General features: G+C 63.5%; 12 protein-coding genes and 1 pseudogene. 6 read left to right on the top strand and 7 right to left on the bottom strand.

From position 1 onward, the window contains the following. Positions 1 to 60: 60 nt before the first annotated feature. From NKL04_RS09645 to NKL04_RS09635, 3 genes and pseudogenes are all read right to left on the bottom strand, one after another. Positions 61 to 1,124 (bottom strand): annotated as a pseudogene (locus NKL04_RS09645) (YcjF family protein). Continuing rightward, positions 1,121 to 2,599 carry a YcjX family GTP-binding protein gene (locus NKL04_RS09640; protein WP_023693369.1) on the bottom strand — a complete coding sequence of 493 codons (1,479 nt, stop codon included), beginning with the start codon at positions 2,597 to 2,599 and terminating at the stop codon, positions 1,121 to 1,123. Before NKL04_RS09640 ends, NKL04_RS09645 begins: the two are co-directional and overlap by 4 nt. 87 nt (positions 2,600 to 2,686) lie before the next feature. After that, on the bottom strand, positions 2,687 to 3,190 hold the full coding sequence (locus NKL04_RS09635; protein ID WP_023700804.1) for a SixA phosphatase family protein: 504 nt from the start codon (positions 3,188 to 3,190) through the stop codon (positions 2,687 to 2,689). A 254-nt stretch (positions 3,191 to 3,444) separates the two neighbouring features. Here NKL04_RS09635 and dksA point away from each other — a divergent pair, with 254 nt between their 5' ends. After that, on the top strand, positions 3,445 to 3,861 hold the full coding sequence (dksA, locus tag NKL04_RS09630; RefSeq protein WP_023673491.1) for an RNA polymerase-binding protein DksA: 417 nt from the start codon (positions 3,445 to 3,447) through the stop codon (positions 3,859 to 3,861). A gap of 181 nt (positions 3,862 to 4,042) precedes the next feature. Here the strand turns inward: dksA and NKL04_RS09625 are convergent, their stop codons facing one another. Beyond that, entirely contained in the window at positions 4,043 to 4,759 is a 717-nt protein-coding gene (locus NKL04_RS09625; protein WP_023693371.1) for a flagellar biosynthetic protein FliO, read from the bottom strand. 205 nt (positions 4,760 to 4,964) lie between these two features. Here NKL04_RS09625 and cckA point away from each other — a divergent pair, with 205 nt between their 5' ends. Both cckA and NKL04_RS09615 read left to right on the top strand, forming a co-directional pair. Then, positions 4,965 to 7,535 carry a cell cycle histidine kinase CckA gene (gene cckA / locus NKL04_RS09620; RefSeq protein ID WP_023700803.1) on the top strand — a complete coding sequence of 857 codons (2,571 nt, stop codon included), beginning with the start codon at positions 4,965 to 4,967 and terminating at the stop codon, positions 7,533 to 7,535. 85 nt (positions 7,536 to 7,620) lie between these two features. After that, complete coding sequence (locus NKL04_RS09615) at positions 7,621 to 8,331, top strand: purine-nucleoside phosphorylase (protein WP_023700802.1); 711 nt, start codon at positions 7,621 to 7,623, stop codon at positions 8,329 to 8,331. A gap of 5 nt (positions 8,332 to 8,336) precedes the next feature. On the opposite strand, the gene NKL04_RS09610 is transcribed toward NKL04_RS09615, so the two are convergent. Next, entirely contained in the window at positions 8,337 to 8,639 is a 303-nt protein-coding gene (locus NKL04_RS09610; RefSeq protein WP_023670924.1) for a ribbon-helix-helix domain-containing protein, read from the bottom strand. A 220-nt stretch (positions 8,640 to 8,859) separates the two neighbouring features. On the opposite strand from NKL04_RS09610, the gene NKL04_RS09605 reads away from it, so the two are divergent. The 3 genes from NKL04_RS09605 to NKL04_RS09595 all read left to right on the top strand — a co-directional run bounded on the left by NKL04_RS09605 (position 8,860) and on the right by NKL04_RS09595 (position 11,484). Further along, on the top strand, positions 8,860 to 9,255 hold the full coding sequence (locus tag NKL04_RS09605; RefSeq protein ID WP_023700801.1) for a VOC family protein: 396 nt from the start codon (positions 8,860 to 8,862) through the stop codon (positions 9,253 to 9,255). Between the two features lie 81 nt (positions 9,256 to 9,336). Further along, entirely contained in the window at positions 9,337 to 9,861 is a 525-nt protein-coding gene (locus NKL04_RS09600; RefSeq protein ID WP_023684617.1) for a twin-arginine translocation pathway signal, read from the top strand. 51 nt (positions 9,862 to 9,912) lie between these two features. Further along, a complete protein-coding gene (locus NKL04_RS09595) occupies positions 9,913 to 11,484 on the top strand; it encodes a GMC family oxidoreductase (protein ID WP_023700800.1) in 1,572 nt (523 codons plus the stop codon). Positions 11,485 to 11,548: 64 nt separating this feature from the next. Here the strand turns inward: NKL04_RS09595 and NKL04_RS09590 are convergent, their stop codons facing one another. Together NKL04_RS09590 and NKL04_RS09585 are read right to left on the bottom strand one after the other, a co-directional pair. Then, positions 11,549 to 13,462 carry a PhoX family protein gene (locus NKL04_RS09590; protein WP_023700799.1) on the bottom strand — a complete coding sequence of 638 codons (1,914 nt, stop codon included), beginning with the start codon at positions 13,460 to 13,462 and terminating at the stop codon, positions 11,549 to 11,551. 117 nt (positions 13,463 to 13,579) lie between these two features. After that, positions 13,580 to 13,975, bottom strand: coding sequence for a hypothetical protein (locus NKL04_RS09585; protein WP_023688644.1), 396 nt, complete (start codon positions 13,973 to 13,975; stop codon positions 13,580 to 13,582). Positions 13,976 to 14,029: the final 54 nt, after the last annotated feature.

Raw genomic sequence — 14,029 nt, 5'->3', positions numbered from 1 at the left:
GGCTGTTGTTGGACGACCATGAACAAGATTGGTTAATGCTTGGTGACCGCGAGAGGGCGTTCACTTGCTTGAGGCGGGTGCTTCATTCTCTTTTTTGGCCGCAAACGAGGTCAGCGCCGACAGGAAATCGCCCATACCCGGCCGCCTGCCGGCAATGAAGGGCAGGGGCCGCGCCGTCTCCATGGCAGCAATGCCGATACGCGCCGTCATCATGCCGTTTACCACGCCTTCGCCGAGTTTCGCCGACAGCCGGGCGGCAAGGCCATGGCCGACGATCTGCTGGACGAAGCTGTCGCCGACGGCGATCGAGCCGGTTACCGCCAGATGGGCAAGAACGCTGCGCGCCAGCCGGAAAAAGCCCAGCGTGCCCGGCCTGCCGCCGTAGAGTTCGGACAAGCGGCGGATCAGGCGCCCGGCCTCGAACACGACATAGGCAACGTCTACGAGTGCGCGGGGGCTGACGGCGGTGACCAGCGACACGCGTTTGGCTGCTTCGAGGATCATCACCTTGGCTCTCGCATCGAGCGGCCCGAGAATCTCGGCTTCGGCCAGTCGCACCAGATTGCCGCCATCAATGATCTCGCCGCGCAATTCGGCCAGGGAGCGCCTGCCGGCCGCGGTTTCGGGTTTCGCAGCGACAAAGGCCGAAAGCTCTTCGACGACGGCCCTTGCAGCCTTCGGATCGTCGCGCGCCACGGCATCGAGCGCCCGCTTTTGCAGTTTTTCGACCTCGGCCAGCCGGGCGATAGCCAGGAATTCGCGCACCAGCACGACTGCGAGGGCCAACACGGCAATTGCGGCCATTCCCGCTGCCAGCCACCCCAGCCACTCTGCGCGCTCGAACAGGTCGCGGATGAGCTGGTCGGTCCACAGGCCGACGGCGAGCGAAACCAGCACGCCGACCGCGCCGAAAAACAGGCTGGCAAACAGCGAGCGCCTGCGCGGCGCGGTCGCCGGCGGCGGTTCGGCGGCGACAATGTCCGGCTCATCGAAGACATCGATCTCGGCCGGCACGACGACGGTGCGCGGCTTGCGCGGCGGCTCGGCATGGGGCGGCGCGTTTCCTGCTTCGGTTCGGCCTCCGGCTCGATGCGGAAAGCTGCCGGTCTGCGGGGCGCGGTCATGCCAGATGGTCTCCGATCAGGAACTGCAAGGCGCGGTCTAGCCTGATATGCGGCAGCGACAGCGTGACGCCTTCAGCGGTGCGTTCGAGCTTTGGCGGGCGAAAGCGCACGAAACGGATCGCCGGATCGTCGCTGCTCTGCCGGTGGTCGGCTTCCGAAACGTCGAAAACCGCGTCAATTTTCTCCGGCAAGTCCCCGGGAAATATGGCGGTTTCGGCTTTACCATCAAAGGTTTCGCCGTTGATCTTCTCGCCCTTCAGCGGCGTGCCGATGATCACCGGCAGGGTTTCGCGGCCTTGCTTGACCGTGCCTTCGCGCGTCGCGCGCACCGCCGCCATGGCGACCACGTCGACATCGGCGCCGGTGAAATTTGCCCGCGCCACGGCGCGGTCGGCAAGCCGCCGCACGATTGCCTGCAGCCGGTCATGGCTTTCGTGATGCAAATGGTCGGCCTTGGTCGCGGCAACCAGGATGCGGTCGATGCGGCGTGAAAACAGGTCGGTGAGGAAATTGCCTCGGCCAGGACGGAAACAGGAGAGGATTTCGGTCACCGCGCGTTCCAGGTCGGCCATCGCGCCGGGGCCGGCGTTCAACGCCTGCATGGCGTCGATCACCACGATCTGGCGGTCGAGGCGGGTGATGTGTTCGCGGAAGAACGGTTTCACCACATGCGTCTTGTAGGCCTCGTAGCGGCGCTCCATCATCGCTTGCAGCGAGCCGGAGCGCGGCCGTTTCTCACCCTTGAGCAGCAAGGGCGCGAAGGTCAGCGCCGGCGATCCCTCGAGGTCACCAGGCATCAGGAAACGGCCGGGCGGCAAGGTCGAAAGCGCCCGCTCGTCGAGCTTGCAGGCCTTGAGGTAGGCGGCAAAACTCTCGGCGAGGCGCCGCGCCGTCATCTCGTCGGCGTCGGCATTGGGGTCGATCCTCGCCGACAGCGCCCGCCAGTCCTGCGACAGGTCGGCCCGCACCGGCAGCATAGCCATCTCAAAAGCTTCATGCGAAAAATCGGCGAAGGATTTGCCGAGCAGCGGCAGGTCGAGCAGCCATTCGCCGGGGTAGTCGACGATGTCGACCGACAATCGGCCGCTGGAAAACATCCGGTTCCAACCGGAGGCAGACTCATATTCGATGGTGAGCCTGAGTTCCGAAATGGCGCGCGTCGAGTCCGGCCAGACACGGTCGTTGACCAGGGCGGAGATATGGTCCTCGTACTGAAAACGCGGCACGGCATCGTCCGGCTGTTCCTCGAGGAAGGCGCGAGCGATCCGTCCCGACTTCTGCGCCTCGAACAGCGGCAGGCGCCCACCATGGATGAGATTGTGGACGAGAGCCGAGATGAACACCGTCTTACCGGCCCGGGACAGGCCGGTAACGCCCAGCCGAAGCGACGGCGAAAAAAGCCCGCTCGCACGCCCCGACAGCGTATCCAGGGCAATTCTCGCTTCGTCGGTGAAAGTGGTCAGCGATGATGCCAAAATCTGTTCTCTCAGGCGTGCTCTCTTGCGCCGATATAGGCTTTGCGGTTCAAGTTTGAAATGGCGCCCGGCCTCGGCCGGCTCGGCTCAGAGATCGACGGGCGTCAGGAAGGCTTCGAGGTAGCCCGCGCCTTGCGCAGCCTCGGTGAGGGTGCCGTCGAAGCGCACGACCGCAAGGCCGGAGGTCGGGAAACCATGGTTCATGATGGCCCGAGCAGCCTCGTCGCCGTCGCCCGAGACCGCCATGGCAAGGTCTTCCGTCATCGGATTGTGGCCGATGACCAGCAGCGAGCCGGGGCCGCCATTGCTGCGGATGATGGCGAGGTAGCCGGCGGCATCCTCGCTGTAGAGCGTGTCGAAGAACAGCACCCGGCCGGTATCGGTGTGGCCGGCGATGCCTTCCAGCGTCTGGCGCGCCCGCTTGGCGTTGGAGCAGAGCGTGAGATCGGGGATGTAGTTGCGGGCACGCATCGCCGTCCCCATCATTTCGGCATCGGCAATGCCGGATGCGTCGAGCGGGCGATCGAAGTCGCGCACGCCGGGCAGGGCCCAGCCAGCCTTCGCATGCCTCAACAGATACAGTCTGCTCACCGGACCCCCAATGGTGTGCTGCCCACCAATGACACAACTGGATTAGCCACGAGAAAGGCCTGAGGCACAATGGGCGGCGACGCCCAAGCGCAGCGAATCATGTGCGAATTCGCCCGCGCCCTTGCTGTGGAAGGCTTTGCTACGGATCGCCCGCACGGCATTAACAATTGCGTGAAACGCGCGCGGATTACGCTTGTGCAGCCTTCTCTGCGCGAATATATAGGCGCCAAATTTGGGGTTGTTGGGTGAGTCGAATGAACGATATCGTTACAGCCAATTACGTACCCTCCGAAGACGAGCCGTTCATGAACGAACGGCAGAAATCCTACTTTCGCCTGAAGCTCGTCACCTGGAAGACCGACATACTGCGCGAAGCGCGCGAAACACTCGAAATCCTGCAGCAGGAAAACGCCAACCACCCCGATCTTGCCGATCGCGCTTCCTCGGAAACCGACCGCGCCATCGAGCTTCGCGCCCGCGACCGCCAGCGCAAGCTCATTTCAAAGATCGATTCGGCGCTGCAGCGCATCGATGAAGGCACTTACGGCTATTGCGAGGAAACCGGCGAGCCGATCGCGCTGAAGCGTCTCGACGCGCGTCCGATCGCGACCTTGTCGATCGAAGCGCAGGAGCGCCACGAACGCCGCGAGAAGGTCTATCGCGACGATTGAGCCGCTGCCGTCAGGCAGGACTGTTTCATCAGAAATGGCCGGGTTTCCCGGCCATTTGTGTTTTTGGCCGAAGGGTTTAGTCGCACGAAGTTAAAGCGCGTTGCGCTGAAACGGATTTGTGCGACGCGCTTTAAGCGCCGTTCCGATCGGGAAGCGGCAAGATGTGACGGTTCGCCGGGCTTTATCGTTTCTGGCTGGCGAGTTCGCCGAGCAGCTTGGTCATCTCGTCGTCGAGAGACTGCGGTGCCTTCGCAGCCGGCTTGCTTGCCGGTTTGGGGTGCGAATCGTCGAGCGAGACCTCGAGCTCCCGCATCAGGGTATCGTCGATGGACTCATGCTTCGGTGGCGGGGCCTGCCGGGCAGTATTGGCGGCGGAGCCATAGGCCGGCAGCGGTGTCACATTGCTCGCCTGGTAGATTTGAGCCGGTTTCGGCGCCGGTGCGGCCTGGCGCGGCGGAACGGCGGCTGGAGCAGCCCTTACCGGTTGCGGCGGTGGCGCCTGCCTTGCGGGCGCGGTGGGAGCGGGTTGTGCTGCGCGCGGCCGCGGCGCCTGTTGCTGCTGGCCAACACCGCCATCGCCGGTCAATGCCGGACGGCGTGGCGCTGCAAGTCTGATATCGCGCTCGACGACAACGTCGGTCGGGCCGCCGATCAAAAGCAGGTGTTCGATGTCGTCGCGACGGATGAGCACCAGCCGGCGGTGGCTGTCGACCGCCGTCGCGTCCATGACCGCCAGCCGTGTCTTGCGGTTCCTGCCGCCGGCAACGAAGGTGCCGAAGGTCAGGTTGCGGACCAGCCTGATGATGATGAGCACGATGACCAGCAGGACAAGGGCAGCAAACGTCCACAGCAGCGCTGCGGCATATCCGGGACCCGCCACATTATCCAGCCACTGCATCGGTGCCCCCAATCGGCTTTTGAAGTGGAGGGACACTAGACCGTTGCGGCCAGCCACCGCAAGTTGGCTTCACGCTTCGTGAACAGCTTGAAAACACCGACGCGTCATTTTTATCCGACATTTGCCGCCAGGGCCTTTTCCGGATTAGGAGAATGTGATTCAACCGGCCGGGGGCGGTGTCGGACAACTCACGAGCAGGGGGCATATGGCCAGGGAAACGCGCGGCGATTTCTATCCGGTACCGATCGTCGATCAGAACACGCGGCCAGGCGCGGTTACCCGGCTCATCGTGTTCATCATCGTCCTGACCGGGGCCGCGATCGTTTTCGGAATTTTCCGCGAGCGTCTTGGCGATCCGTTCCTGCTCGGCATGCTGGGCGTGCTTGCCATGATCGGCGTCGGCTTCCTGTTCGCCACGGCCATCGGCTTCGTGCAGATCGCGCCGCGTTCGACCGGGGATGAACTGTCGAAGGCCTTCGTCGATTCCATGTCGCAGGGCCTGATCGTCACCGACACGAAGGGCCGCGTGGTCTACGCCAACCGGGCCTATGCCGAGATGACCGGGGCTGCGTCGGCCGCCGATCTGAAGACGGTCGAAGGCCTGCTTTCCGATGTCCCCGAAGCTTCGGTGACCATATACCGGCTGGCCTCGGGCTTGCGCGATGGCCAGGCCGGCGACGGTGAGTTCCGGCTGGCACAGTCGATCCGGCCGGGCGCCGAACCCGGCGCGCGCTGGTACCGGGCGCGAGCCCGTACCTTCAGCGTTCCCGGTCAGCGCCTGCCGATGCTTGCCTGGCAACTTGCCGATATCTCGCAGGAACGGGCCGAGCAGGAGCGTTTCTTCCTCGACTTGCAGAAGGCCATCGACCATCTCGACCATGCGCCGGCCGGTTTCTTCTCGGCCGACCAGGAAGGCCGTGTCACCTACATCAACGCCACGCTCGCCGAATGGCTGGGCATCGATCTGGCGAGCTTCACCCCTGGCGCCGTGACACTCCCGGAAATCGTCGCCGGCGACGGCATGGCGCTGGTGCGCTCGGTCAAGGCCGATCCCGGCACCACCCGCAACGCCGTCATCGATCTCGATCTTACGACGACGACCGGCGAGGCGCTGCCGGTGCGCTTCATGCATCGGGTCTCGGCCAGCCGCGAGGGGACCAACGGTCCCACCCGCACCATCGTGCTCAACCGCACGCAGGGCGAGGACGCATCGGCCGATCTTCGGGCTTCGGAGGTACGCTTCACTCGCTTCTTCAATTCGACGCCGATGGCCATTGCCGCCGTCGACAATGGCGGCCGCATCCTGCGCACCAACGCGCCGTTCCTGTCGCTGTTTTCTTCCGTCGTCGACGGCGACGCGGTTGACCGCCGCGTGCGGCTGGACACCGTGATCCATGAGCGCGACCGGTCGGCCTTTGCCGCCGCCTTCGAGAAGGCGCGGCTGAGGCAGGCCGACATCGAGCCGATCGACACGCTGCTGCCCGGCAATGAGGAGCGTCACATCCGCTTCTACGTCAACGCCGTCGCCGACGGCACCGGCGAGGGCGCCGAGGAATCGGCCATCGTCTATGCCGTCGAGACCACCGAGCAGAAGGCGCTCGAGGGCCAGATGGCGCAGAGCCAGAAGATGCAGGCGGTCGGACAGCTCGCCGGCGGCATCGCCCACGACTTCAACAATGTGTTGACCGCCATCATCATGGCGTCGGATCTTTTGCTGACCAATCACCGGCCGTCGGACCCGTCCTTCCCCGACATCATGAACATCAAGCAGAATGCCAACCGGGCGGCCTCGCTGGTGCGGCAGTTGCTCGCCTTCTCGCGCAAGCAGACATTGCGGCCGGAAGTGCTGAACCTGACCGACGTGCTTGCCGATCTCCGGATGCTGCTTGCCCGCCTGGTTGGCAACGAGATCAAGCTGAAGGTCGACCACGGCCGCGATTTGTGGCCGGTCAAGGTCGATATCGGCCAGTTCGAGCAGGTGGTGGTCAACCTGGCCGTCAACGCGCGCGACGCCATGCCGGCCGGCGGCGACCTCACCGTGCGTACCCGCAACGTCACCGCCGAACAATGCAAGAGCTTCTCCTACCGCGAGCTCACGCCTGCCGACTATGTCGTGGTCGAGGTCGAGGATAGCGGCTCGGGCATTGCCCCGGACGTGCTGAAGAAGATTTTTGAGCCGTTCTTCACCACCAAGGAGGTTGGCAAAGGCACCGGCCTTGGCCTGTCGATGGTCTATGGCATCATCAAGCAGACGGGCGGCTTCATCTTCTGCGATTCCGAAGTCGGCAAGGGCTCGACCTTCCGCATCTTCCTGCCGCGCCATATCGTGGAGGCGAAGAAGCCCGGCGACGTCAGCGAGGCGCCGGCTGCGCCGGTGAAAGCCGCCGACAGCGCCAAGGACCTGTCGGGCTCGGCCACTGTGCTCCTCGTCGAGGACGAAGACGCCGTGCGCATGGGCGGCTCGCGGGCGCTGACCTCGCGCGGCTATACCGTCCATGAGGCCTCCTCGGGCGTCGAGGCGTTGGAAGTCTTCGAAGCGCTCGGCGGCAAAGTCGATATCGTCGTGTCCGACGTGGTGATGCCGGAAATGGACGGACCGACGCTGCTCGGCGAACTGCGCAAGCGCCAGCCCGACATCAAGTTCGTCTTCGTGTCCGGCTATGCCGAAGACGCTTTCGCCAGAAACCTGCCGCCGGACGCGCAATTCGGCTTCCTGCCGAAGCCGTTCTCCCTCAAGCAACTGGCCACCGTGGTCAAGGATGTATTGGAGTCCTAGGGCGCCCTAATTTCAAAGCTTGCGCAATGACGTGACACTGCCATTATTGCAGGCGAAACGGGCGGCGGGTTTTGGGGAGCATGTCGTGACGCCGCACAACGAGGCTGCCAGGGGCGACTATGCCGCAACGGTGCTGTTGCCGGGCGATCCGCAACGCGCCGAGTGGATGGCAAAGACATTTCTTGAGGCGCCGCGCTGCGTCAACCGCCGCCGGGGCGTACTCGGCTTCACCGGTCTCTATCGCGGCCGTCCCATCAGCATCCAGGCCACCGGCATCGGTGTCCCGTCCTTCCTGGTCTATGCGCATGAACTCCTGGATGTTCACGGCGTAAAAACGCTGATCCGCACAGGCACCTGCGGCGGCCTGACACCCCGCGTGCCGCTGCGCTCCTTGGTGATCTCGCAGTCGGTGCGCGCCGAAAGCGACCAAAGCGGCCAGGTCTTCGGCCTCTACGATGCTGCAGCCCGGCCCGATCCCGGCCTGTTCGCCCACGCTTTGGCCTGCGCCGCCCAGCTCGGCATCGACCACCAGGCCGGGCTGACCATCTGCAGCGATGTCTTCTACCACCCTGAAGGGCGCGACCGCTTTGCCGAAGCGCAGGCGCTTGGCGCTCTCGCTGTCGATATGGAAACCAGCGCACTCTACCGAATCGCGGCGCATTTCGGCGCCCGCGCGCTGTCGCTGCTGACCGTCGTCGACAACATCGTGACCGGCGAACAGACTGCCTATTCCGAACGTCAGGCGCTGTTCACCGATATGGCGCGGCTCGGGCTCGACGTTGCGGCGGAAGGCTAGCTTCCTCAGGCCGCTTCGCGCTTCGGCGTCAGCTCATCCATGTCTGGCCGGTGACCGCGCAGATAGAGCGCGCAGGTGGTACGCAGCATTGACGCGAAGTTGGGAATGGCGCCGTTGATCTCGATCGCCTCGTCATAGAGTTTTGAGATGAACTTCGGCGTCGTCAGGCCCTGGCTGTCGGCAATTTCGTCAAGCAGCGCCCAGAACGTTCCTTCAAGCTGGATACTCGTAGAGTGACCGTCGATGCGGATCGACCGGTTGATCTGTCGATAGCCTTCCGGATCCTGCCCGGCAAAAACCCTGCACATCCTTACCTCCCGATATTGTTGGTTTTGGGCGCAGCGTGTCGCGCCTTCAAGTTGTGGTTGTCCCTGCATGTTCGGCCTTGTGGGCCGAATCGGCAATCGGACTTTCGTCTTTAGGCGCAGGCATAGCAGCGATTGCAAATTTAGCCGTGGTAACCGGCTGCCACCACCTTTCGCGCGTGCCGCCCATAATCGCCTCCAACATGCAGCGGCGGAGACTGATTTGGCGAAGGCAATCCATTCCATGATCCGGGTTCTCCAAGAGGCCAGATCCGTCGATTTCTACAGAAACGCTTTCGGGCTCGATGTCGCCGACAGGCTGGATTTCGAGACATTCACGCTGATTTACCTTGCCAACGCCGAAACGGGGTTCGAGCTCGAACTCACCGTGAACAAGGGCCGCACCGAGCCTTATGGGCTAGGCGAGGGTTACGGCCACCTGGCGGTCTCGGTGTCCGATCTCGACAGCGAACACGACCGGATCGGCGCGCTCGGCCTCAACCCCAAGAAGATCGTCGAATTCAACCGCGACGGATCGCTGATCGCCCGCTTTTTCTTCATCGAGGACCCCGACGGCTACAAGATCGAGGTTCTGCAGCGTGGAGGGCGCTTCCAGTAGGGGACTATCGGCCGCATTCAGCCGCGCGGCGCCAGCAACGGCGCTGTTCAAGGGCGCAAACAGCAAGCAGGGAGGAACAAAATGGTCACGATCTATGACGCGAGGCTCTCACGTCGTGAACTTCTCAAACGCGGCGGCATCGGCGCGTTGCTCGTCATTTCCGGCAGCGCCGTCATCAGCCCTGAAAATGCCTGGGGGCTCGAGACATCGGCGCTCAAGCCCGAAACCATGGCGACGCTGATCCAGATGGCGCGCGACATCTATCCGCACGATCAGGTGCCCGACAAATACTACGCCATCGCCGTAAAAGGCCATGACGAGCAGGCCGGCAAGGACGCTGCCTACAAGACGATGATCGAAGACGGCATCGCCAACCTCGACAAGAAGTCGGGCGAGGGCGGCTATCGCGGCCTCGGCTGGGAGGAGCAGCGCGTTGCCGTGCTGCAGCAGATCGAGGCGACGCCGTTCTTCCAGTCCATCCGCGGCGGCCTCGTCGTCAGCCTCTACAACCAGCAGGAGGTGTGGCCGATTTTCGGCTACGAGGGCGAATCCTACTCCAAGGGCGGCTACATCGCGCGCGGTTTCGACGACATAGAGTGGCTCTGAGCCCTTCCGTCGTTCTGAAACCCCGCAAACAGGAATTCATGGGAGGAAACCATGGCAGCTTCATTTGATCTCAACAACGACGGCGTGGTCGTGATCATCGGCTCCGGCGCCGGCGGCGGCACGCTCGGCAACGAACTCGCCCAGAAAGGCGTCGATGTCGTCATCCTCGAGGCCGGCGCGCGCCACGAATACGAGGATTTCATCAACGACGAGTGGGGTTCCTTCAGCCAGCTCGCCTGGACGGACAAGCGCACAACCTCAGGCGACTGGCGGGTGTCGAAGGATTTCCCCAGTTTGCCGGCCTGGATCGTCAAATCGGTCGGCGGCTCGACCACGCACTGGGCCGGCGCCTCGCTGCGCTTCCAGGAGCATGAGTTTAGGACGCTCTCGACCTACGGCAAGCTGGAAGGCGCCAACCTGCTGGACTGGCCGGTCACATTGGCCGAGATGGAGCCGTACTACGCCAAGGCGGAAGCCAAGATGGGCGTCACCGGCACCAATGGCTGGCCGCGCCTGCCCGGCAACAACAATTTCAAGGTGCTCAAGGCCGGCGCCGACAAGCTCGGCTATAAGGAATGTCATACCGGCAACATGGCAATCAATTCGGTCGAGCGGGACGACCGCAACTCCTGCCAACAGACCGGCTTCTGCTTCCAGGGCTGCAAATGGGGCGCCAAATGGTCGACGCTCTATACCGAGATCCCCAAGGGCGAGGCCAGCGGCCATCTCGAAGTCCGGCCGAATGCCATGGCGATCAAGATCAACCACGACGCCTCAGGCAAGGTGACCGGCGTCGTCTATGCCGACAAGGACGGCAAGCTGCAGGAACAGAAGGCCCGCATTGTCGCCGTCGCCGGCAACTCGATCGAAAGCCCGCGCCTGCTGCTAAACTCCGAGTCAGCGAAGTTTCCGCAAGGGCTTGCTAATTCGTCGGGGCAGGTCGGCAAGAACTACATGCGCCACACCACCGGTTCGGTCTACGCCATTTTCGACCAACCGGTGCATATGTATCGCGGCACCACCATGGCCGGCATTATCCGCGACGAGGCGCGGCACGATCCCTCACGCGGCTTTGTCGGCGGCTATGAATTCGAGACGCTGTCGCTCGGCTTGCCCTTCATGGCCGCCTTCCTCAATCCCGGCGGCTGGGGCCGTTCCTTCACCACCGCGCTCGACCACTATGATCACATGGCTGGCCTGTGGATCGTCGGCGAGGACATGCCGCGCGCGGAAAACCGCGTCACGCTGCACAAGGACGAGAAGGACGCGCACGGCATGCCGATCGCCGACGTGCATTTCGATGATCATCCCAACGACACGGCGATGCGGAATCATGCCTACAAGCAGGCCACAGCGCTTTACGATGCGGTCGGCGCGACGCGCTCCTTCCCGACGCCGCCCTATCCCTCAACCCACAATCTCGGCACAAACCGGATGAGCGAAAAGGCGGAAGACGGCGTCGTCAACAAGCACGGCCAAGCGCACGACATCAAAAACCTGTTCGTGTCGGACGGCAGCCAGTTCACCACCGGTGCGGCTGAAAATCCGACGCTGACGATCGTGTCGCTGGCTATCCGCCAGGCCGAATACATCGCTTCGCAAATGTCGGCCAAGACGATCTGAGCCGTCCTCCCGGATCGCTACGCGGAACGCGCATGGCGCGTTCCGCCCTTTTCCCTAGGACTCACTATGCGCCGACCGGCTGTCCGTCCTTGCGGCGGATGGCGACGACGGACGGTCGCGGCAGCTGGCCATCCCTGAAGTCGGGCCACAGCGTCTGCGCCTTGTCGAGCGTCTCTGCATCTTCCGCAGGGTGCTGCACCGACAGGAACAAAGTCGTGCCGTCCGGCGTGAAGCATGGGCCGGTCGCTTCCGCTCCATGCGGGCAGGTGAACAGCAGCTTCGGCAGGCCGCGCGCCGCACCTTCGGTGTCGACGCCATAGACGCCGTCCGGCAGGTCGAAATCATTGGCGCCGTCCGTCGCCACCCACAGCCGCCCCGCCGGGTCGAAGGTGATGTTGTCGGGGCAGACGAACCAACCATTGTCCGACGTATCCGGATGAAAAGTGGCGCCGACCTTGGCATCTTTCGGGTTGCCGCAGAGCACGAACAGGTCCCAGGCATACTTTTCCGCCGTGTGGTCGGCATCCGCGCCGCGGCCGCCGGGCGGGATCAGTTCGACAATATGGCCCCAGAGATTTTCCGGCCGCGTGTTGGCCGGATTGACCTTTGACTGGTCGCGCTTCTTGTTCTTGGTCATCACCGCATAGACGCGGCCGGTCACCGGATTGGTCTCGATGTCCTCGGGCCGGTCCATCGGCGTGGCGCCGAGCGCATCTGCCGCAAACCGCGTCTTCAACAGCACCTCGGCCTGGTCGGCAAAACCGTTCTCGACGGTAAGCTTGCCCTGGCCGTGCACCAACGGCAGCCACGTCATCGAGCCATCGGCATCGAAGCGGGCGACCGACAGCACGCCATCGTCGAGCAGATCGGCGCCGGAGGCCGGGTTGGCCATGTCATAGGCCTTGGCCGAGACGAAGCGGTACATATATTCGAAATAGTCGTCGTCACCCATATAGACGACAACGCGGCCGTCCTTGTTGAGGACCACGGTCGAGGCCTCATGCGACATGCGGCCAAGTGCCGTGCGCTTCACCGGCTTGGACTGAGGATCGTAAGGGTCGATCTCGACCACCCAGTCGAAGCGGTTGGCCTCGTTCGGTTCCTTGTCGAGGTTGAAGCGGTCATGGAAGCGGCCGCGGCCATAGATGTCGGAGCCGTCGAAGCCGTAACGGTCGAGCAGGTCGGCAGTCGGCGCCTTTTTCGGGTCGCCGCCGAAAATGTCGGACACGCCTTCCTCGCAGGTCAGCACCGTACCCCAGGGGGTGAAACCGCCGCTGCAGTTGTAGCTGGTGCCGAGGACTTTGGTGCCAGTCGCGTCGGCCGAGGTCTTCATCAGCGCATGGCCGGCAACCGGTCCGGAAACGGTCATTTCGGTGTTGGCGGTGATGCGGCGGTTGAGCGGGCTGTCCGCCACGCTTGCCCACTTGCCGTCCTTCAATTGCACCTCGACGATCGAATGGCCCATCGCGGCCATGCCGAGATCGACCTGTTCCCTGGTCATCGTCTTGCCGGCATCGCCCTCGGTCATCCCCGGAAACATCACATTGGGCGAGATGTATTCGTTGTTGACGCAGAGCAGGCCATGATCGGAATTCACCGTGCCCTTGGGCAGCGGCATGAAGGCGATGTAGTCGCAATTGTAGCCGAAGCGCTTTTCCTGTTCCTCCGCCGCGACCTTGTTGCCGTCGAATTCGGCGAGGCCGGCTGCAAGCGGGTCGCCCCAGCGCGCGACGATGGTCGTCTCATAGCCTTCGGCGGCGGCATGGGTCTTGCCGTAGACCCGTTTCAGCTCGGGAAAGCCGAGCGTCGACTGCGCTGTGGCGGCATGCGTTTCGCCGGCAAACAAGGAGCCGACAAAGCTGCCGCCGGCAATCAGCGCGCCGGAGGCGAGGCTGCCTTTCAAAAGAGACCGGCGCGAGACGCGCTCGGCAATGATTTCGCGGATGACGGGGGAGGATGAAGACGGTGCATTGGCCATGGTGTCTGCCTCTCAGGGTGGATGTTACGGCGCACCGTTGCCCTAGTCTGCCTAGGCAACATTCACATGACATAAGAGGAAGGTTTTGCCGCAACTGGGCGCGGCACTACGCATCGCTCAGCCCTTGGTGCAGGTCGAGGCGGTGAAGGCGCCGTCGGGCTGCTTCAGAATGATGTCGAATGACGGGGCGGTCTCGCCGTCCAGTGTTGCCTGTGTCATGGAGACGGAGTTGCCACCGGTGGTATAGCCGCCCAGCGGCCCGAGCCAGGTGATCTCGCCATTGGCATTCATCTGATAGTTGTAGCCTTGCGTCGCGGTGCCGAATGTCACCGGACCACTATAGACATTGCCCTTGATAGTGATGTCGCCGAGGTTGAGGAAGGCGCCGAGCAAATAGACCTCGCAATGATAGGTGCCGTCCGGAAGCTTGCCCTCGCTGAAATCGGCGCGCGCGGCGCCGCTCGTTGCCATCAGCAGCAGGATGCCGGAAATGCATGAGGTGCGAGATGTCATGACGTCACTCTTTTGAAGGGCGAGCTTGCCCTATTTTTGCGCGGTACCGCAACA

Origin of the sequence: Mesorhizobium sp. C264A, assembly GCF_040324515.1 — a bacterium.
GTDB lineage: Bacteria > Pseudomonadota > Alphaproteobacteria > Rhizobiales > Rhizobiaceae > Mesorhizobium.
The sequence above is the reverse complement of the archived record's forward strand: the minus strand, read 5'-3'. Positions and strand labels throughout refer to the sequence as shown.

Coding starts and splice junctions, on each gene's coding strand:
- dksA (WP_023673491.1), top strand. CDS start 3,445: ATGAACGATATCGTTACAGCCAATTACGTACCCTCCGAAGACGAGCCG.
- NKL04_RS09625 (WP_023693371.1), bottom strand. CDS start 4,759: ATGCAGTGGCTGGATAATGTGGCGGGTCCCGGATATGCCGCAGCGCTG.
- cckA (WP_023700803.1), top strand. CDS start 4,965: ATGGCCAGGGAAACGCGCGGCGATTTCTATCCGGTACCGATCGTCGAT.
- NKL04_RS09610 (WP_023670924.1), bottom strand. CDS start 8,639: ATGTGCAGGGTTTTTGCCGGGCAGGATCCGGAAGGCTATCGACAGATC.
- NKL04_RS09600 (WP_023684617.1), top strand. CDS start 9,337: ATGGTCACGATCTATGACGCGAGGCTCTCACGTCGTGAACTTCTCAAA.
- NKL04_RS09595 (WP_023700800.1), top strand. CDS start 9,913: ATGGCAGCTTCATTTGATCTCAACAACGACGGCGTGGTCGTGATCATC.
- NKL04_RS09590 (WP_023700799.1), bottom strand. CDS start 13,462: ATGGCCAATGCACCGTCTTCATCCTCCCCCGTCATCCGCGAAATCATT.
- NKL04_RS09585 (WP_023688644.1), bottom strand. CDS start 13,975: ATGACATCTCGCACCTCATGCATTTCCGGCATCCTGCTGCTGATGGCA.